Origin of the sequence: Amycolatopsis endophytica, from assembly GCF_013410405.1 — a bacterium.
GTDB lineage: Bacteria > Actinomycetota > Actinomycetes > Mycobacteriales > Pseudonocardiaceae > Amycolatopsis_E > Amycolatopsis_E endophytica.
In genome coordinates this window covers 680,970-698,638 of record NZ_JACCFK010000002.1, presented here as the reverse complement: position 1 = coordinate 698,638, position 17,669 = coordinate 680,970, and the positions used below count along the sequence as shown (strand labels likewise).

Here is a 17,669-nt window from a genome sequence, read left to right as displayed (position 1 = left end):
TCAGCCCGGCAGCCGGATCGCCAGCGGCGGCAGGGACAGGCTGCGCCAGGCCGTTCTCAGCTGACCGGTCACCGGCCGCGGGTTCACCGTCAAATCCCCGCGCGGGGTGCTGAACTGCAGGATCTCGGACGGGTCGCGCTGCACGTCGACCAGGCCGCCGCGCAGCCGTGGCGCGAGCCAGGTCCACGCCGCGGTCAGGCTGGTCGGGTGCAGCACGTCGGTGCCCTTCTGCGCTTCCGACCACAGCGCGGCGTAGGGCAGGTCGTCGCTGGCCTCCGGCTGCCAGAGCAGCATCGCCGCCGCCCCCGCGTCGGCCGCCCTGGCCACGGCGTCCAATGTGGCGACCGCGCGCGCCTGATCGTCCGGGGCGGCGCCGTCGGTGGTTTCGGTGCCGCGGGTGTTCTCGACTGGTTCCAGAGTGTCCGGATCCTGCGTGGTCTCGCTCGCCGGGGGAGCGGTCTCCGGGTAGAACTCCGACCACCACACCGGCAGCCCGGTGAGCGTGTGCGCCCACCGGGTGGCGTCGGCGTAGATCCGGCTCGCCTGATCGGGTGTGGTGATCAGGCCCTTGTCGCGGGTGCCGGTGGAGGCGTCCAGCGCGACGAAGTCGGCGCCGTGCTTGTGCTCGTTCCAGTACTCCACGACGTCCAGCGAGCGCTGGTCGACCACCCCGTACGGTCCGCGCAGATCGGACGGGTGGTCGGTCGCCCCGGCGGAGGACCAGCTGGTCAGCACCACGTACGGGCCGCCGATCAGCGCGTCCGGGCGCACCTCCTTCACCGCGTCGTAGACCTGGTTGTAGAGGTCGGTGTAGGCGGCCGCGTCCCACGTCCCGGTCTCGTCGTCCCAGAACCCCTTGAGTTCGTTCCACACCTGGAAGTGGCGGACCTGCGGATAGCGCTGGGCGACCTCGGCGGACAGGCGCGCGTAGTCGGCGAAGTGCGAGCGCAGCGGGGCGGCGGCCAGATCGTCCCAGTTCGTGGTGCCGACCGCGCCGCCCTTCATCCAGTCCGGCGCGCAGCACAAGGTGATCACCGGGGTGCCGCCGGTACGTCCGATCAGGTCCATCCGTTCGTCCAGACGGGACCAGTCGTAGCGCCCGGGCACCTCCTCCGGATTGCCCACGCCGAAGCCCATGATGTGCTGGTTCTGCAGCATCGGGGTGGCTCCGAGGATCTGCTCCCCGCTCTCCCGCTGCCCGGGTGTGAGCCACGAGTCGAGGCTGTACTGTGCGTGCGTCACGCCCAGTACGAGTCCATTGTCCGTTCCCGGCAGCAGCGTCACCGCCGGTGGTGCCGGAGGATCGTCCCGTTCCCCCGGAGCCCAGCCGAAGAGCCCCGCCACGAGCAGGGCGACCACCGCGAAGATGCCCACGCGTGCCAGCATGCGCGACCGACCACCGTTTTGCCTGTTCAGTGCTACACCCGGAAGGGGGAAAGCCGTGAGCGCGCCCACGGTCTCCGTGTGCATCCCGGCTTACCAGGCGGGCCGTCACCTCGCCGACACCGTGCGGAGCGTGCTTGGCCAGACCTTCGGCGACTTCGAGCTCGTCGTGCTCGACAACGCCTCGACCGACGAGACCCCGGACATCCTGGCGGCCTTCGACGACCCGCGGCTGCGCGTGCTGCGCAACGAGGCCGTCCTGCCGATCGCCGACAACTGGAACCGCGCCGTCGCCTCGTCCACGGGCCGGTTCGTCAAGGTGGTGTGCGCCGACGACCTGCTGCACCCGGACTGCCTGCGGCGCCAGTACGAGGTGCTGGCCACCGACCCGTCGATCGCACTGGTGTGCGCGCGCCGCGACATGATCAACGAAACGGGTGAGGTGATGGCGCCGAACCGCGGGCTGCGCGGCCTCATCGGCCGCCACGAGGCGGGCACGGTGATCCGCAAGGTCGTCCGGCACGGCGGCAACCCGCTCGGCGAACCGGGCGGCGGCCTGTTCCGCCGCGCGCAGTTCGACGCGGTGGGCGGGTTCGACCCGCGCTGGAAGTTCCCGATGGACCTCGCGCTGTGGATCGGGCTGCTGGGCCACGGCGACTTCTTCGGGCAGCGCGAGTCACTGGCGGCGTTCCGCATCGGGCGTGACTCGCTGTCGGCGCGGGCGCAGCGTGCCGAGTACGCCGAGCAGCGCGCGCTCTCGGAGGGGCTGGCGACCGATCCCGGATGGCACGTGCGGCCGCTCGACCGGCTGGTGGGAGCGGCGATGGCACCCGGTGCCCGGCTGCGCCGTCAGGCTCTGTTCCTGGTCGCGAAGCGCCAGGGGGAGCGGAACTAGTAGCTCTTCCGGGGGACGTTACTGTGGCGCCCGTGACACGTCGCGTAGTCATCCTGGTCGCCTGCGCCATCCTGGTGGGGGTCGCGATCATCGCCGTCCGCGTGACGTCGGACCGGTTCGACGACTCGGGCGAGGACGCGCCGACGGTGGCCACCCAGGCCCCGAGCACGGCGGTGGTCACCCCCGACCGGTCCGACGAGGCCGCGGCCAACTACGGCTGGCAGCTCACTGACTCCGACGATTTCGACGGCCGTCGCGTCGACAAGTCCCGGTGGAACGTCTACCACGGGTACAACGAGACCTCCGGCGAAACGCTGAGCGAGGACCAGTGCGTGGTCCGCGGCGGGACCCTCACGCTGGTCGGCAACGGCGACGACACGGCCGCCACCTGCGGTATCGCATGGCGCGAGGACCAGACCTACGGCCGCTGGGAGGTCCGCGCGCGGTTCCCGGCGCCCGCCGACCACGACTTCAACCCGGTGCTGCTGCTGTGGCCGGAAAGCGACACCAACCAAGACGGCGAGATCGACTTCGCCGAGATCTACGACCCGGCCCGCCAGTTCGTGGAGAGCTGGCTGCACGGCCCGGGCAACATCGACGCCGGGCACACCAAGAAGGACCCGGTCGACATCACCCAGTGGCACAACTACGCCGTCGAATGGCAGCCCGACCACGTCACCTGCTACCTCGACGGTGTCGCCTGGGCGACCTACGGTACGCCCGGCACCATCCCCGACCAGCCGATGCACCTGGTCATCCAGCAGAACCACAACCGGCACAAGGCCGAGGCGCCGATTCGCTCGACCGCCGAAATCGACTGGGTGCGCCTCTACGAGTAGGGCGACCGCGAAGGCGGCACGGGGGAAGGAGTGACCACCCGCACACCCGAAATAGTCAAGCGCTCAACTAGGTTGGAACGCGGGAAGACATCATCAGCACGACGGGAGTACCCATGACCGCGACCACCAGCCTCGCCGACACCCTCGAAGTACCGCAGGACATCCAGAACCTGCTGTTCCGCGAGGCCCGCACCGCGAACTCGTTCTCCGACGAGCCGGTCAGCGACGAGCAGATCCAGGCGATCTACGACCTGGTCAAGTGGGCGCCGACCTCGATGAACACCCAGCCGCTGCGTGCGCTCGTGATCCGCACCGAGGAGGGCAAGGAGCGTCTGCTGCCGCACATGTCCGAGGGCAACCGCGCCAAGACCGCCAGTGCGCCGGTCACCGTGGTGCTGGCCGCCGACACCGACTTCCACGAGAACCTGCCCAAGACGTTCCCGCACAAGCCCGACGCCAAGGACCTCTTCGCCGACGAGACCGGCCGGGAAGGCTTCGCGCGGCTCAACTCGCTGCTGCAGGTCGGCTACTTCATCATCGGCGTCCGGGCCGCCGGGCTGGCCGCGGGCCCGATGACCGGCTTCGACGGTGCCGGGATCGACGCCGAGTTCTTCGCCGACCGGAAGTGGAAGTCCCTCGTGGTGATCAACGTCGGCAAGCCCGGCGACAACCCGTGGTTCGACCGCCTGCCCCGCCTCGACTACGACGAGGTCGTCGAAACCGTCTGACGTCCCTCGCGCAAACCTGCTGGCGGGCGGCGGATAGCATCGGTGGGTCACCACTTCGTTCGAAGGAGCCCATCGTGAACCAGCCGTCGTCCGCCGCAGCCGCACCCGCCGCCAGCGTGGTGGTGCCGGCCGGGACTACGGCCGGGGCCGCGGTACGCGAGGCGGGATTGCCGACCAAGGGCGCCGACGCGATCGTCGTCGTCCGGGACGCCGACGGCCGCCTGCGCGACCTGGCGTGGGCGCCCGAGGCGAACACCCCCGTCGAGGCGGTCGCGGCGAACACCGACGACGGCCGCAGCGTCATCCGGCACTCCGCCGCGCACGTGCTCGCGCAGGCCGTGCAGCAGCAGTTCCCCGAGGCCAAGCTCGGTATCGGCCCGCCCGTCAAGGACGGTTTCTACTACGACTTCCTCGTCGAGCGGCCGTTCACCCCCGAGGACCTGCAGGCGCTGGAAAAGCGCATGAAGCAGATCGTCAAGGGCGCGCAGCAGTTCTCCCGCCGCCGCGTCGACTCGATCGACGCCGCCCGCGAGGAACTGGCCGACGAGCCGTTCAAGCTCGAATTGATCGACTTGAAGTCCGTTGAGGACACAGTGGACACCTCCGAGGTGATGGAGGTGGGTGGCGGCGAGCTGACCATCTACGACAACCTCGACCCGCGCAGCAAGGAGCGCGTGTGGAGCGACCTGTGCCGCGGTCCGCACGTGCCCACCACGAAGTTCATCCCGGCGTTCAAGCTGACCCGTGTCGCCGCCGCGTACTGGCGCGGCAGTGAGAAGAACCCGCAGCTGCAGCGCATCTACGGCACCGCGTGGGAGTCGGCCGAGGCGCAGGACGCCTACCTGGAGCGCCTGGCCGAGGCCGAGCGGCGTGACCACCGCCGCCTGGGCGCGGAGCTGGACCTGTTCTCCTTCCCCGAGGAGATCGGCTCGGGCCTGCCGGTGTTTCACCCCAAGGGCGGCATCATCCGCCGCGAGCTGGAGAACTACTCGCGGCGGCGCCACGAGGAGTCCGGGTACGAGTTCGTGAACACCCCGCACATCACCAAGAGCGGGTTGTTCTACACCTCCGGCCACCTGCCCTACTACGCCGACACCATGTTCCCGCCGCTGCCCCTGGAGGGCGAGGAGTACTACCTCAAGGCGATGAACTGCCCGATGCACCACCTGATCTTCAAATCGCGCGGGCGGTCCTACCGGGAGCTGCCGCTGCGGCTGTTCGAGTTCGGCACGGTGTACCGGTACGAGAAGTCCGGTGTGGTGCACGGTCTGACCCGCGTGCGCGGCCTGACCATGGACGACTCGCACATCTACTGCACGCAGGAGCAGATGCCGGGCGAGTTGCGGTCGCTGCTGCGGTTCGTGCTCGACCTGCTCGCCGACTACGGCCTGTCCGACTTCTACCTCGAACTGTCCACGCGGGGCGACTCGGACAAGTTCATCGGTTCGGACGAGGAGTGGGAGGAGGCCACCGAGACGCTGCGGCAGGCCGCCGTCGACTCCGGCCTGGAGCTGGTGCCGGACCCGGGCGGCGCGGCCTACTACGGGCCGAAGATCTCGGTGCAGGCCAAGGACGCCATCGGCCGGTCCTGGCAGATGTCGACCATCCAGCTGGACTTCAACCACCCCAAGCGGTTCGAGCTGCGCTACACCGCGGAGGACGGCACCCGCAAGCAGCCGGTGGTGATCCACCGCGCGCTGTTCGGGTCGATCGAGCGGTTCTTCGGCGTGCTCACCGAGCACTACGCGGGCGCGTTCCCGGCGTGGCTGGCGCCGGTGCAGGTGGTGGGCATCCCGATCGCCGACGAGCACGTCGAGCACCTGCGCGGGGTGGAGAAGGCGTTGCGCGCCAACGGGATCCGGGTCGAGGTCGACGCCAGCGACGAGCGGATGCAGAAGAAGATCCGTAACCACACCACCCAGAAGGTGCCGTTCATGGTGCTGGCGGGCGGCAAGGACGTCGAAGCGGGTGCCGTGTCGTTCCGCTTCCGCGACGGCAGCCAGATCAACGGCGTGCCGGTGGCGGACGCGGTGCAGGCCATCGACAGCTGGGTCGCGCGGAGGGAGAACAGCTCGCCGACGGCGGAGGCGCTCAAGGCGGTTCTGCCTTGACCGACCCGGAACTGGTGGGCCAGGACGGCGTGGGGGTCCCGGACGCGTTGCAGCGGCTGTGGACCCCGCACCGGCTGGCCTACGTGCAGGGCCAGGACAAGCCGGACGGCGACGAGGCCGAGGGCTGCCCGTTCTGCCGCCTGCTGGGCCTGGACGACGCCGACGCGCTGATCCTGGCTCGCGGCGAGCACGTGTGGGCGGTGCTGAACCTCTACCCGTACAACCCGGGGCACCTGATGGTCCTGCCGTACCGGCACGTCGCCGACTACCCGGACCTGACCGCGGACGAGACCCGTGAGCTGGCGGAGTTCACCCAGCACGCGATGAAGGTCGTGCGGTCGGTGTCCGGGGCGCACGGGTTCAACATCGGGATGAACCAGGGTGTCATCGCGGGCGCCGGGATCGCCGCGCACCTGCACCAGCACCTGGTCCCACGCTGGGGCGGCGACGCGAACTTCATGCCGGTGATCGGCCAGACGAAAGTGCTGCCGCAGCTGCTGGGCGAGACGCGCGAGCTGCTGTCGGAGGCGTGGGAACGGGTCTAGCGCCCGCGCCGTAAACCCGGAGCCGGCCCGTCCGGCGAGGGCTATCCCTTGACCTTTGAACCGGACTCGCGGCAGGCGAGGTGACCGCTGGGCGCGCCGCCGTGCAGTAGTCGGTCACCTCACGACCTCCCCCGCCCCTCCTCGCGGATCGTTCCAGTCGCTGATCAGCGACCGAAGCGGGCTGGGGATCGGGGCGGGGGAGGTTCGGGTAGGTCTTGGTTTGGCTTGCGTTGCCGGGCGACGGATTGTCGGTGGGCGAGCGGCCCGGAAAAGGCCCGGACGTCGTGCGTCCGGGCCTTTCCGTGTTGGCTCAGGACTGCAGGCCGGCCTCGATGTTCAGCTCGATCTTGACCTTGTCGGCCAGGACGGCCGTAGGGATGGACGTGCCGACGCCGAAGTCGCTGCGCTTGATCTCGGTGGTGGCGGAGATGCCGAACACCTTGGTGCCCTCGGCCATGCCGTCGGCGAAGCCACCGATCTCGGCGTCCAGCGTGACGGCCTTGGTGACGCCGTGCACGGTCAGGTCACCGTCGATGAAGTACTCGCCGTCCTCGGCGCGGACGCCGGTGGAGACGAAGGTCAGGGTGGGGAACTGCTCGACGTCGAGGAAGTCGCCGCCCTTGACGTGCGCGTCGCGGTCGCCGTTCTTCGTGTCGATGCTGGCGGCCTTGATGGTCGCGGAAACCTTCGAGTCCGCGAGGTCGGCGCCGGTGACGATCTCGCCCTCGACCTCGGCGAAGCGGCCGCGCACCTTGGACACGCCCAGGTGGCGCACGACGAAGTCGACGTCGGAGTGGGTCGAGTCGATGGTCCAGGTGCCGGCGATGTAGCCGGGGATCTCGGTCGTCGAAGCGGTCATGCTGTGATCTCCTTGCGGAACGTGCTTGATTGAGCCCTCAACAACGACACTACCGAACACTGGTTGAGCGCTCAACTAGGGGTAGCATGTACGACATGTCCGAACCGCGATGGCTCAGCGAAGACGAACAACGTGTGTGGCGGGCGTTCTCGGTCGCCGTCACCATGCTGCGCGGCCACGTGGATTCCCAGCTCCAGCGTGAGGCCGGGATGCCGCACACCTACTACGAGGTGCTGGTAGTGCTGTCCGAGGTGCCCGGCCGGACGCTGCGGATGAGCGAGCTGGCGGAGAAGTGCCATTCGTCACGCAGCAGGCTGTCGCACGCCGTCGCCCGCATGGAGGCCAACGGCTGGGTGCGCCGCGACAGCTGCGGAACCGACAAGCGCGGGTCGTTCGCGCGGCTGACCGACCGGGGTTTCGCCGCGCTCGAAGAGGCGGCTCCCGGGCACGTCGAAGCGGTGCGGGAGGCCCTTTTCGATGCGCTGACACCGGATCAGGTGCGGGCGCTGGGCGAGATCGCCGACGCCGTCCGCGACCGGCTGCGGCCCCAGTGCGCCGCCGCGGTCGCCGCCGAGGAGGACCGGCTCGACCAGCTCGCCTGAGCGGCACGCGGCGGCAATGGCGCGCCGCCTCACCGGATCGTCGTAGCGGGTGGATAGGCTGCGGTCAGCAAACCGACCCCGCAGCCCAGGTGGACGCCGACAGCGATGGACATGCCCGCCGATACCGCCCCCTCCCCGATCCGATGCTGAACATCTTCGCGCGAGCGTCCGTCTCGCGAGCCCTGGATCCGCTAGGTCACGCGCTGATGCGGGCCGGACTCACCCCGAACGCGATGACCCTGTTCGGCACGGCGGGCGCGATCGTCTGCGCCCTGGTGTTCTTCCCGAACGGGATGCTGCTGGCAGGCACGTTCACCGTGTGGGGCTTCGCGATGCTCGACCTGCTCGACGGCGCGATGGCCCGCGCCCGCGGGTACGGCACCCCGTTCGGCGCGACCCTGGACGCGACCTGCGACCGGCTCGCCGACGGCGCCCTGTTCGCCGGTATCGCCTGGTGGTGCTTCGCGGTCGAGCACAACCTGCGCGCAGCGGCGGCCTGCCTGGTCTGCCTCGTGCTGGCGCAGGTGATCTCCTACATCAAGGCGCGGGCCGAAGCCGAGGGCCTCAAGGCCGACGGCGGTCTGGTCGAGCGCGCCGAGCGGCTGATCATCGCGCTCGTCGGCACCGGTCTGGAGGGCCTCGGTGTCCCGTTCGCCGTCGAGGGCACGCTGTGGCTGCTCGCGCTCGGCTCGGTGATCACCACGGTCCAGCGGATGCTGGCCGTGGCCGCCTCCGCGCGGGAGGCGGGCTGATGGGCCGGTTCGGCGAGCGGATGGCGGATCTCGGCTACGCGGCGGGCTGGAACCTGGTGCGCAGGCTGCCGGTGCCGCTGGCCAAGGCCGGCTTCGGGCTGGCCGCGGACTTCGCCGCCCGGCGCAGGGGGCCCGGTGTCCGGCAGTTGCGCAGCAACCTCGCCCGGGTCGTGCCGCAGGCCGGCGAGGCCGAGCTGGACGAGCTGACCAGGCAGGCGGTGCGGTCCTACGCGCGGTACTGGCACGAAGCCTTCCGCCTGCCCAGCATGGATCCCGAAGCCATTCGCGCCAGCGTGAACGCCACGATCAGCGGGGTGGAGAACCTCGACGCGGCCCTCGCCGAGGGCAACGGGGCCGTGGTCGCCCTGCCGCACAGCGGGAACTGGGACGTGCCGGGCGTCTGGGCTGTCGGACGCTACGGCCCGTTCACCACGGTCGTCGAGCGGCTCAAGCCGGAGTCGCTGTTCCGGCGCTTCGTGGCCTACCGGGAGTCGCTCGGTTTCGAGATCCTCTCCGCCGACGGCGGCACCGGCTCGTTCCGGTTGCTGCTGCAGCGATTGCGGGACAACCGCGTGGTCTGCCTGATCGCCGACCGCGACCTGACCGGCGGCGGCCTCCCGGTGTCGTTCCTCGGCGAGAAGACGAGCATGCCCGCGGGCCCGGCGAGGCTGGCCGCCAGCACGGGTGCGGCGCTGCTGCCGGTCGGCAGCTGGTTCACCGAGGACGGCTGGGGTATCCGGATCCACCCGCGGATCCGGGTCACGCACCGCACCGAGGTGCCCGCCGCCACCCAGGCGCTGGCCGACATCTTCGCCGGGGACATCGCGGCGCACCCGGCGGACTGGCACATGATGCAGAAGCTGTGGACCGCCGATTTCGAGGAGGACGGCGTCTCCGCGCGGGAGGAAGCGGCGTGAAGGTCGGGATCGTCTGCCCGTACTCCTTCGACGTGCCCGGTGGTGTCCAGGGGCACGTCACGGATCTCGCGCGGGCACTCCTCGACCGCGGGCACCAGGTGTCGGTGCTCGCGCCCGCCGACGAGGACGCCGATCTGCCGGACTTCGTGCACCCCGCGGGCAAGGCTCTCGGCATCCCGTACAACGGGTCGGTGGCCCGGCTGCAGTTCGGGCCGGTGTCCTACGCCCGCGTGCGGCGGTGGCTGCGGGAGGGTGCGTTCGACGTGCTGCACCTGCACGAGCCGGCCGCGCCGAGCCTGTCGCTGCTGGCGTTGAAGGTCGCCGACGGGCCGATCGTGGCCACCTTCCACACCTCCACCCCGCGGTCGCGGACGCTGTCGGCGTTCCAGCCGGTACTGCGGCCGCTGCTGGAGAAGATCACCGCGCGCATCGCCGTGTCCGCGCTGGCGCGGCGCGTGCAGGTCGAGCACGCCGGCGGCGACGCGGTCGAGATCCCGAACGGAGTGGACGTCGAGTTCTTCTCCCGCGCGCGGCCGCTGGAGGGCTACCCGCGGGCCGGTGGCACGATCGGGTTCGTCGGGCGGTTCACCGAGCCACGCAAGGGAATGGAGATCCTGCTCGGCGCCGCGCGCCGCCTGGTGCCGGACTTCCCCGAGCTGCGGCTGCTGGTCGTGGGGCGCGGCGAGCCCGAGGCGCTGCGCCGGATGGCGGGCCCGGAGCTGGCGCCGCACCTGGAGTTGCTCGGCCAGGTCTCCGACGCCGAGAAGGCGCGGGCGCTGCGCAGCGTGGACGTCTACTGCGCGCCCAACACCGGCGGGGAGAGCTTCGGGATGATCCTGACCGAGGCGATGGCGGCGGGCACCGCGGTCGCGGCGTCCAATCTGGACTCCTTCCGCCGCGTGCTCGACGACGGCCGCGCGGGCGCGCTGTTCACGACCGGTGATCCGGCTTCGCTGGCGGCCTGCCTGCGTGAGCTGCTGGGCGATCCGGCGCGGCGCACGTCGCTGGCCGCGGCGGCGGGGGAGCGGGTCGCGATCTACGACTGGCCGGTGGTGGTGACGCAGGTGCTGCGCGTCTACGAGACGGCGATCGCCGCCGATCCGCGGCGGGTCAGCGCGGAGGAAGTGCCGCAGTGAGCGCCTTCGTCCTGGTCGTGTCGATCGCCGCCGCGGTGGTCGTGCTCGGCGGGCTGTTCCTGGTGGCGACGGCCAACCGGCTGGACCGCCTGCACGTCCGCCTCGACGCCGGATGGGCCGCGCTGGACGCGGCACTGGCCCGGCGCGCGGTGGTGGCGCGCGCGGTGGCCGCGGTCGACGGCGCGGCGCCGGGCCTGCGCGAGGCCGCGGACCTCGCCGAGAAGGCGCCGCGGGCCGAGCGGGAGGTCGCGGAGAACGAGTTGACGCGACTGCTGGGGTCCATCGACCGCGCCCGCCTGCCCGGCGAACTGGCGGGCGAACTCGGCGACGCCGAACACCGGGTCGTCATCGCGCGCCGCGTGCACAACGACGCGGTGCGCGACGCGCTGGCGTTGCGGCGGCGGCGCAAGGTGCGGTACTTCAAACTCGCCGGCACCGCGCGGCAACCCGAGTACTTCGAGATCGCGGAGCCCCCCGTGCCCGGAGCCTAGCCGGGCGGCGTTCGCCGGCCGTGATCGGAGTCGGGCGCGGTCCGTTGCCCGCCGGAAGTGGCAGGATTGGCCCATGGCTTCGGAGACAGTTTCCGCGTGCGCGGTCGCGCACGGCGAAGGTGAGCCGGGTGGCGAGACACGCACGCTGGTGGCGGTGTTCGCCTCGCCCGTCGCGGAGTTCCTGCTGCGCTACGGCCAGGACCTCGGCTACCGGCCGGTGCTGTTCGACCCGGACCCGGCCCGCGTCGCGGGCGTGGAGGCGGTCTCGGTGCTGCCGGACCTGGACGGCGACACCGACGTCGTCGTGACCGATCACCACCGCGACGAGCTGGGCACCGTGCTGCGGGACGTGCTGGCGCGGCCGGTGCGCTGGACCGGCGTGATGGGCAACCCGCGTCACGAAGGCCCGCACGTCGAGGCGCTGCGCTCGCTGGGCGTGGCCCAGCCGGACATCGACCGCGTGCACCGCCCGATCGGCCTCGACATCGGTTCCCGCCGCCCGGCCGAGATCGCGATCGCCACGCTGGCCGGTCTGCTCGCCGACCGCAACGGCCGCCCCGGCGGCTTCTTCGGCCACTGACCCACCGCGCGAGTCCCGCGCGCGAGTTCCACTTTCCGGCCGTGCCCCGGCCGCCGGAAGCGCGCCCTCGTGCTCGGCTTCCCGCTCAGGCGTGTGCCGTGACGAGGTTGTCCGGCAGCGGGTCGTAGCGGGCGTGGCGCCGGGTGAACGTCGCCGTGCCGGAGCTGAGCGAACGCAGTTCCGTGGTGTAGCGCAGCAGTTCCGTCGCGGGCACCTCGGCGCGGATCACGCTGCGGCCGCCCTCCGCGGCCTCCGTGCCCAGTACCCGGCCCCGCCGTGACGACAGGTCCCCGAGCACCGTGCCCAGGTACTCGTCGGGCAGCTGGACAGCCACCTCGTCGAGCGGTTCGAGCAGCACGACCCGCCCGTTCGCGGCCGCGTCCTTCAGCGCCATCGACCCGGCGGTCTGGAACGCGGCGTCGGAGGAGTCCACGCTGTGCGCCTTGCCGTCGACCAGGGTGACCCGCACGTCGACCACCGGGTACCCGGTGACCAGGCCGCGCCGCAGCTGCGCCCGCACCCCTTTCTCCACGCTGGGGATGAACTGGTGCGGCACCGCGCCGCCGACGATCCGGTCGACGAACTCGAACCCCGCGCCACGTTCCAGCGGCTCGACCTCGATGTCGCACACCGCGTACTGGCCGTGCCCGCCGGACTGCTTGACGTGCCGCCCGTGCCCCTTGGCCGGGCCACCGAACGTTTCGCGCAGGCTCGTCTTCACCGGCTCGGTGTCCACCTCGGCGCCACCGGCCCGCAGCCGGGACAGGACCACGTCCGCGTGCGCCTCGCCCATGCACCACAGGACCAGCTGGGAGGTCTCGGCATTGCGCTCCAGGCGCAGCGTCGGGTCACCCGCCACGAGACGGGAAAGGTTGCGCGCCAACGCGTCCTCATCGCTGCGGTTGCGTGCCACGACGGCCACCGGCAGCAGCGGCTCGGGCATCGGCCACGGCCGCATCACCAGGGGGTGGTCGGGGGAGGAGACAGTGTCGCCGGTCTCGGCGGACCCGACCTTCGTCAGCGCGCACAGGTCACCGGCCACGCAGTAGGGCACCTCGCGCAGCGTCGCGCCGAGCGGTGAGTACAGGTGGGCGACGCGCTCGTCGGTGTCGTGGTCCTCGTGCCCGCGCTCGGCCATGCCGTGCCCGGACACGTGCACCGGACGTTCCGGCCGCAGCGTCCCGGAAAACACCCGGACCAGCGACACACGGCCGACGTAGGAGTCGACCGCGGTGCGCACCACCTCGGCGGCCAACGGCCCGTGCGGGTCGGTGCTCAGCCCGGGGTGGGCGGCGCCGTCGGGTGTGGTGACGGGCGGCAGCTCGTGCTCCAGTGGCGACGGGAAGGCACGCACGATGCCGTCCAGCACCTCGGCCATGCCCACGCCGGTGGTCGCGCACACGGGGATGACCGGGTGGAACGAGCCGCGGGCGACCGCGGTCTCCAGGTCGGCGATCAGGGTGTCCTCGCTGATTTCCTCACCCGCGAGGTAGCGGTCCATCAGCGTCTCGTCCTCGCTTTCGGCGATGACGCCCTCGATCAGTTCGTTGCGCGCGTCGGTCAGCCGCTCCAGGTCCTCGGGCGACGGTTCGCCGACGCGGGGCGGGAAGCCTTCGGAGTAGTCGAAGAATCGCCGCGTGATCAGGCCGATCAGCCCGGCACCGGACCCGCCTGCGGGTAGGTAGAGGGGGAGCACGCCCGCGCCGAAGGCGTCCTGGCACGCGGCGATCTCGCCGTCGGGGTCGGCCCGGTGGTGGTCGAGCCGGGAGACGATCACCGCGCGCGGCATGCCGACCGCGGCGCACTCCTCCCAGATGGCCACCGTCGCGGGATCCACGCCCTCGGCGGAGCAGACGACGAACAGCGCGGCGTCGGCGGCGCGCAGCCCGGCCCGCAGCTCGCCCACGAAGTCGGCATAGCCAGGGGTGTCGATCAGGTTGATCTTGCAGCCGTTGTGCATCACCGGCGCCACCGACAGTCCGACCGATCGCTGCTGGCGCACCGCGGCCGGGTCGTGGTCGCAGACCGTGGTGCCCTCCACAACGGAACCGGCCCTGGTCACGGTGCCGGACACCGCGAGCAGGGCCTCGGTGAGGGTGGTCTTGCCGGAGCCGGAGGGGCCGACCAGGACCACGTTGCGGACCTTGACCGGGTCGTCCACAGCGACCGCGGCTCCGGCATCGACGGTGCGGGCTTGTTTGTCGGCCATGGCGCGCTCCCCGGGAACGACGGCAAAAGGTGTGTCCTCGATCACACACCCGGTGAGCATGGTCGGGCAACCCCGGCGGGACGAGTTGCGCCCACGGGGCGAAAGTGGACTGCCGAGATAGGTTCTGACTGGCACCTTGGAGCGGTCCACCAGTACCTAGACTGGAGTTCGTCACCCCCCGTTTCCCGGAAAGGCGCCGAGTCGTGTCCGAAGTTGAGTCCTCCAGTTCCGCCGAGCGGGGCACCGCGCGTGTCAAGCGCGGCATGGCCGAAATGCTCAAGGGCGGCGTGATCATGGACGTCGTCACTCCCGAGCAGGCGAAGATCGCCGAAGACGCCGGCGCGGTCGCGGTCATGGCGCTGGAGCGGGTGCCCGCCGACATCCGCGCGCAGGGCGGCGTGGCCCGGATGAGTGACCCGGACCTGATCGAGGGCATCGTGTCGACGGTGTCGATCCCGGTGATGGCCAAGGCGCGCATCGGTCATTTCGTCGAGGCGCGAGTGCTGCAGTCGCTGGGCGTGGACTACGTCGACGAGTCCGAGGTGCTCACCCCGGCCGACTACGCCAACCACATCGACAAGTGGGCGTTCACCGTGCCGTTCGTGTGCGGGGCGACGAACCTTGGCGAGGCGCTGCGCCGGATCACCGAGGGCGCCGCGATGATCCGCTCGAAGGGCGAAGCCGGCACCGGCGACGTGTCGAACGCGACCACCCACATGCGGAAGATCCGAGCGGAGATCCGGAGGCTGACTTCGCTGCCCGAAGACGAGCTGTACGTCGCGGCGAAGGAGATGCAGGCGCCGTACGAGCTGGTGCGGGAGGTGGCGGCCAACGGCAAGCTGCCGGTCGTGCTGTTCACCGCGGGCGGGATCGCCACCCCGGCCGACGCGGCGATGATGATGCAGCTCGGCGCCGAGGGCGTGTTCGTCGGATCGGGCATCTTCAAATCCGGTGACCCCGCGAAGCGCGCCGAGGCGATCGTGAAGGCCACGACGTTCCACGACGACCCCGACGTGATCGCGAAGGTGTCGCGCGGCCTGGGCGAGGCCATGGTCGGCATCAACGTCGACGACGTGCCCGAACCGCACCGGCTCGCCGAGCGCGGCTGGTAGTCCGGCCGAGGCGGTGGCTGGTGGTGCTCGGCTGCTGATCGGCCGGCCATCGAGGGCTGTGTGTGAGCCGGTGGCTGTCCGGGTGCCGGCCCTCGCGTGTGGGCATCACCGGAACCCGTGCGAGAGGGGCCTTCGTGTGATTGCCGCTGGCTGGTGTGCGAAGGAGAACCTCGTGCGCCCGCGCCGCAGCAGCCATCACCCGATCGTGCAATTGGGGCATGCACCAGAACTCCGAAGCGTGCGGCCACCGCCGAGCTGCGCGGCGATCAATCGTCGGAGCGGGCGACCACAACAGGGCGACGACCGCCGAGACGCACGGCCGGCATCGGACGGTCCGGCCCCACCCACCGGAATTCACTCGAACGCCAGGTCCCACCGCCCGGCGCGCACCGGACAGCAGTCCCGCCACCCGGCATACAGTAAGAATCGAAGGAGGTAGCAGTGTCCGCGCAACCGGTGATCGGCGTGCTGGCGCTCCAGGGGGACGTGCGGGAGCACGCCGCCATGATCGAGCGCGCCGGGGGGCGGGCCGTCGCCGTCCGGCGTGAGTCGGAGCTGGCGTCCGTCGACGGGCTCGTCCTGCCCGGTGGCGAGTCGACGACGATGTCGCGCCTGCTGGAGACCTTCGGGCTGCTCGGCCCGCTTCGCGAGCGGCTCGCGGGCGGGATGCCGGCGTTCGGGTCGTGCGCGGGCATGATCCTGCTCGCCAGGCAGGCCCTGGACGGGCGCCCCGACCAGCAGCAACTCGGCGCGCTGGACGTCATCGTGCGGCGCAACGCGTTCGGGCGGCAGGTGGACTCGTTCGAGGCGGATCTGCAGTTCGAAACCCTCACCTCGGGGCAACCGCTGCACGCCGTGTTCATCCGCGCGCCCTGGGTCGAAAAGGCCGGCGACGGGGTCGAGGTCCTGGCCAGGGTGCCCGAGTCACCGGCCACCGGTGGGGCTGGCGCTAGGATCGTCGCGGTCCGGCAGGGGCCGGTGCTCGCCACGGCCTTCCACCCGGAGCTGACCGGGGACGATCGGGTCCATCGCCTGTTCGTGGGAATGGTGCGGGACGCGGCGACGACGAGCGAGACGGAGGAGAGATGAGCGGCCACTCCAAGTGGGCCACCACGAAGCACAAGAAGGCCGCCCTCGACGCCAAGCGTGGCAAGCTGTTCGCGAGACTGATCAAGAACATCGAGGTCGCCGCGCGGACCGGCGGGGGCGATCCCGAGGGCAACCCGACGCTCTACGACGCCATCCAGAAGGCGAAGAAGAACTCGGTCCCGCAGGACAACATCGAGCGCGCTCGCAAGCGCGGCGCCGGTGAGGAAGCCGGCGGCGCCGACTGGCAGACGATCAACTACGAGGGCTATGGCCCCAACGGCGTCGCCGTGCTGATCGAGTGCCTCACCGACAACCGCAACCGCGCGGCGGGCGAGGTCCGCACGGCCCTGACCCGCAACGGCGGCTCGCTCGCCGACCCGGGCTCGGTGGCGTACCTGTTCAACCGCAAGGGCGTCGTGATCATGCCCAAGAACGAGCTGTCCGAGGACGACGTCCTGATGGCGGTCCTCGACGCGGGCGCCGAGGAGGTCAACGACCTCGGCGACAACTTCGAGATCGTCTCCGAGGCCACCGACCTGCTCGGTGTGCGCAAGGCGCTGCAGGAGGCGGGCTACGACTACGAGTCGGCCGACCCGACGTTCCTGCCCTCGGTCAGCGTCCCGCTCGACGCCGAGGGCGCCAAGAAGGTCTTCCGGCTGATCGACGCGCTCGAGGACTGCGACGACGTGCAGAACGTGTATGCCAACTTCGACGTCCCCGACGAGGTTCTCGAAGAGGTCGACGCGTAGGAAAGCTTCACCCACAAGAGCCCTCCGGCGCGTCCCGCCGGAGGGCTCTTGCCGTGCAACGGGAAATTTTCCACGCGCGGGGGCTGTGCCGGACGCGGCACCGTACGGCAGAATGCCCGCCGTGACCGAGACCGCGACCGACACCGCGACCGAGCCCCTCGCGCCCGAGGAATCCGAACTCCTCGAATGGATCGTCAGCCAGGCCGAAAGCCGCGGCAACGCGGTGATCTCGGTGCCCGGCGACGACACCGGAGCCGGTTACTCGTTCACCGCGTGCGTGTGGGCGCTGCACCAGGTCCCCGAGGCCGTCGTCGTCGGTATCCCCGAGCAGATGGCCCCGGTCCTGCTCGACGCCTACGTCGACCGCGCGGCCAACGGCGAGGAGTTCGAGCCCGGCGCGATCTACGACGACTTCTTCCAGGGTGTGCCGGTCACCGTCGAGCACGTCGCGAAAGGTCACTACCCCGAGTACTTCGGAAGCGCTTTCCTCGTCTACCCCGACGGCGACTTCCCGGCGATCCAGCTCATCGTCGCCACCCCGGACGGGCAGTGGCCGTGGAGCGACGGCGCGCCGGAGGGGTTCGCGCAGTGGCAGCCGGTGCTGACCGAGAGCGGCGACCCGGAGAGCTGGACCCCCGGCCTCGACGGTCCATAAAGGACGATCAACTCGCT

Annotated in this window: 18 protein-coding genes; 15 read left to right on the top strand and 3 right to left on the bottom strand. The window is 70.9% G+C overall.

The window, feature by feature from the left end:
* Nucleotides 1-1,386, bottom strand: coding sequence for a hypothetical protein (locus tag HNR02_RS28995; protein ID WP_179776825.1), 1,386 nt, complete (start codon nucleotides 1,384-1,386; stop codon nucleotides 1-3).
* Nucleotides 1,387-1,441: 55 nt separating this feature from the next.
* On the opposite strand from HNR02_RS28995, the gene HNR02_RS28990 reads away from it, so the two are divergent.
* The 5 genes from HNR02_RS28990 (at nucleotide 1,442) to HNR02_RS28970 (ending at nucleotide 6,501) form a co-directional block, all read left to right on the top strand.
* Nucleotides 1,442-2,278 (top strand): glycosyltransferase family 2 protein, encoded by an 837-nt coding sequence (locus HNR02_RS28990; protein WP_179776823.1) that lies wholly within the window; start codon nucleotides 1,442-1,444, stop codon nucleotides 2,276-2,278.
* Nucleotides 2,279-2,310: 32 nt separating this feature from the next.
* Nucleotides 2,311-3,117 carry a glycoside hydrolase family 16 protein gene (locus HNR02_RS28985; protein WP_179776821.1) on the top strand — a complete coding sequence of 269 codons (807 nt, stop codon included), beginning with the start codon at nucleotides 2,311-2,313 and terminating at the stop codon, nucleotides 3,115-3,117.
* Nucleotides 3,118-3,230: 113 nt separating this feature from the next.
* Complete coding sequence (locus tag HNR02_RS28980; protein WP_179776819.1) at nucleotides 3,231-3,845, top strand: malonic semialdehyde reductase; 615 nt, start codon at nucleotides 3,231-3,233, stop codon at nucleotides 3,843-3,845.
* A 74-nt stretch (nucleotides 3,846-3,919) separates the two neighbouring features.
* Entirely contained in the window at nucleotides 3,920-5,956 is a 2,037-nt protein-coding gene (thrS, locus tag HNR02_RS28975; protein WP_179776818.1) for a threonine--tRNA ligase, read from the top strand.
* On the top strand, nucleotides 5,953-6,501 hold the full coding sequence (locus HNR02_RS28970; protein ID WP_179776816.1) for an HIT family protein: 549 nt from the start codon (nucleotides 5,953-5,955) through the stop codon (nucleotides 6,499-6,501). The genes thrS and HNR02_RS28970 overlap by 4 nt, the downstream gene beginning before the upstream one ends.
* Nucleotides 6,502-6,811: 310 nt before the next feature.
* Here the strand turns inward: HNR02_RS28970 and HNR02_RS28965 are convergent, their stop codons facing one another.
* On the bottom strand, nucleotides 6,812-7,360 hold the full coding sequence (locus HNR02_RS28965) for a YceI family protein (protein ID WP_179776814.1): 549 nt from the start codon (nucleotides 7,358-7,360) through the stop codon (nucleotides 6,812-6,814).
* A 95-nt stretch (nucleotides 7,361-7,455) separates the two neighbouring features.
* On the opposite strand from HNR02_RS28965, the gene HNR02_RS28960 reads away from it, so the two are divergent.
* The 6 genes from HNR02_RS28960 (at nucleotide 7,456) to HNR02_RS28935 (ending at nucleotide 11,838) form a co-directional block, all read left to right on the top strand.
* A complete protein-coding gene (locus tag HNR02_RS28960; RefSeq protein WP_179776812.1) occupies nucleotides 7,456-7,962 on the top strand; it encodes a MarR family winged helix-turn-helix transcriptional regulator in 507 nt (168 codons plus the stop codon).
* 143 nt (nucleotides 7,963-8,105) lie between these two features.
* Entirely contained in the window at nucleotides 8,106-8,714 is a 609-nt protein-coding gene (gene pgsA / locus HNR02_RS28955) for a phosphatidylinositol phosphate synthase (RefSeq protein ID WP_179776810.1), read from the top strand.
* Nucleotides 8,714-9,631: a phosphatidylinositol mannoside acyltransferase gene (locus tag HNR02_RS28950; RefSeq protein WP_179776808.1), complete on the top strand. Its 918-nt coding sequence runs from the start codon at nucleotides 8,714-8,716 to the stop codon at nucleotides 9,629-9,631. The genes pgsA and HNR02_RS28950 overlap by 1 nt, the downstream gene beginning before the upstream one ends.
* Nucleotides 9,628-10,767 carry a glycosyltransferase family 4 protein gene (locus HNR02_RS28945; protein WP_179776806.1) on the top strand — a complete coding sequence of 380 codons (1,140 nt, stop codon included), beginning with the start codon at nucleotides 9,628-9,630 and terminating at the stop codon, nucleotides 10,765-10,767. The genes HNR02_RS28950 and HNR02_RS28945 overlap by 4 nt, the downstream gene beginning before the upstream one ends.
* Nucleotides 10,764-11,258, top strand: coding sequence for an NUDIX hydrolase (locus tag HNR02_RS28940; protein ID WP_179776804.1), 495 nt, complete (start codon nucleotides 10,764-10,766; stop codon nucleotides 11,256-11,258). Before HNR02_RS28945 ends, HNR02_RS28940 begins: the two co-directional genes overlap by 4 nt.
* 73 nt (nucleotides 11,259-11,331) lie before the next feature.
* Nucleotides 11,332-11,838 (top strand): XdhC family protein, encoded by a 507-nt coding sequence (locus HNR02_RS28935; RefSeq protein WP_179776802.1) that lies wholly within the window; start codon nucleotides 11,332-11,334, stop codon nucleotides 11,836-11,838.
* An 85-nt stretch (nucleotides 11,839-11,923) separates the two neighbouring features.
* On the opposite strand, the gene HNR02_RS28930 is transcribed toward HNR02_RS28935, so the two are convergent.
* The gene (locus tag HNR02_RS28930) at nucleotides 11,924-14,047 is read right to left on the bottom strand and encodes an elongation factor G-like protein EF-G2 (RefSeq protein ID WP_179776800.1); all 2,124 of its coding nucleotides are present in this window, start codon (nucleotides 14,045-14,047) and stop codon (nucleotides 11,924-11,926) included.
* 203 nt (nucleotides 14,048-14,250) lie between these two features.
* Between HNR02_RS28930 and pdxS the strand changes: the two genes are divergently transcribed.
* The 4 genes from pdxS (at nucleotide 14,251) to HNR02_RS28910 (ending at nucleotide 17,652) form a co-directional block, all read left to right on the top strand.
* The gene (pdxS, locus tag HNR02_RS28925) at nucleotides 14,251-15,159 is read left to right on the top strand and encodes a pyridoxal 5'-phosphate synthase lyase subunit PdxS (RefSeq protein ID WP_179776792.1); all 909 of its coding nucleotides are present in this window, start codon (nucleotides 14,251-14,253) and stop codon (nucleotides 15,157-15,159) included.
* Between the two features lie 441 nt (nucleotides 15,160-15,600).
* Nucleotides 15,601-16,248, top strand: coding sequence for a pyridoxal 5'-phosphate synthase glutaminase subunit PdxT (gene pdxT / locus HNR02_RS28920; RefSeq protein WP_179776790.1), 648 nt, complete (start codon nucleotides 15,601-15,603; stop codon nucleotides 16,246-16,248).
* The gene (locus HNR02_RS28915) at nucleotides 16,245-16,997 is read left to right on the top strand and encodes a YebC/PmpR family DNA-binding transcriptional regulator (RefSeq protein WP_179776788.1); all 753 of its coding nucleotides are present in this window, start codon (nucleotides 16,245-16,247) and stop codon (nucleotides 16,995-16,997) included. The genes pdxT and HNR02_RS28915 overlap by 4 nt, the downstream gene beginning before the upstream one ends.
* A 112-nt stretch (nucleotides 16,998-17,109) precedes the next feature.
* Complete coding sequence (locus HNR02_RS28910; RefSeq protein ID WP_179776786.1) at nucleotides 17,110-17,652, top strand: DUF4262 domain-containing protein; 543 nt, start codon at nucleotides 17,110-17,112, stop codon at nucleotides 17,650-17,652.
* The last annotated feature ends 17 nt before the right edge of the window (nucleotides 17,653-17,669 follow it).